Source organism: Rhodococcus sp. P4_B6, assembly GCF_056402215.1.
This window is the reverse complement of record NZ_JBFUHV010000457.1, coordinates 1-1,063: the sequence shown is the minus strand read 5'-3', so window position 1 is coordinate 1,063 and position 1,063 is coordinate 1. Positions and strand designations below refer to the sequence as shown.

Below are 1,063 nucleotides of genomic sequence, written 5' to 3'. Positions count from 1 at the left end.
CGGTCTTCCACGGGTGGGGATCGACGACAGCTTCTTCGACCTGGGCGGGCATTCTCTGTCCGCGACGCGGCTGGTGGGGTTGATCCGCAACGCGCTCGGGGTGGAGGTGCCGATCCGGGTGGTGTTCGAATCCCCGTCGGTCGCGGAGTTGGCGTCCCGGCTGGGCGACGCTGCGGTGGCGAGGGTGCCGTTGCTCCCGCGGGTGCGGCCCGAGCGGGTGCCGCTGTCGTTCGCGCAGGCCCGGTTGTGGTTCCTTCACAAATTCGAGGGACCGTCGGCGACGTACAACATTCCGGTGGCGGTGCGGTTGACCGGTGCTCTTGATGTGGGGGCGTTGGTGGCGGGGTTGGGGGATGTGGTGGCTCGGCACGAGAGCCTGCGGACGGTGTTCGGTGAGGACGACGGTGTGCCGTTCCAGCGGATCCTGTCGGCTGAGCAGGTCGTCGCGGAACTGCCGGTGGAGGTCGTCGACGCCGTGGACGGCACTGCGATGGATGTGGTCGCGGAGGCGGCGGGCCATCGATTCGACCTGTCGGTGGAGATCCCTGTGCGTGCAACGCTTGTGCGATGCGGCGAGAACCAGCACATCCTGGTGTTGGTGCTGCACCATATCGCGGGGGACGGGGGCTCGTTGGCGCCGCTGGCCCGTGACGTGGCGGTCGCATATGCGGCGCGTACCGGGGGCGAGATGCCGGGATGGGTGCCGTTGCCGGTGCAGTATGCCGATTACACGCTGTGGCAGCGGGAAATTCTGGGGAGCGAGGACGATCCGGGCAGTGTGCTGGCTACCCAGGTCGAGTATTGGAAGACTGAGCTGGCGGGGTTGCCGGAGTGTATCGAGTTGCCGACTGATCGTCGACGTCCGGCCGAACCGAGTTACCGGGGCGGGACCGTGGAGTTCGCGATCGAACCGGAACGTGCTTCGGCAGTCACGGATCTTGCCCGCAGATGTGGGGCGACACGATCGATGGTGCTGCAATCCGTGCTCGCGGTGCTGCTCCACCGGCTCGGCGCGGGAGAGGATATCGCGATCGGTGGGCCGGCCGATCGCGGGCCGTACCGA

The 1,063-nt window shown here is 67.6% G+C and carries 1 protein-coding gene; it reads left to right on the top strand.

Annotated elements, in window-relative coordinates:
• A partial coding sequence (locus AC1DWT_RS51520) for a condensation domain-containing protein (protein ID WP_477926309.1) occupies positions 1-1,063 on the top strand: 1,063 nt, incomplete at both ends.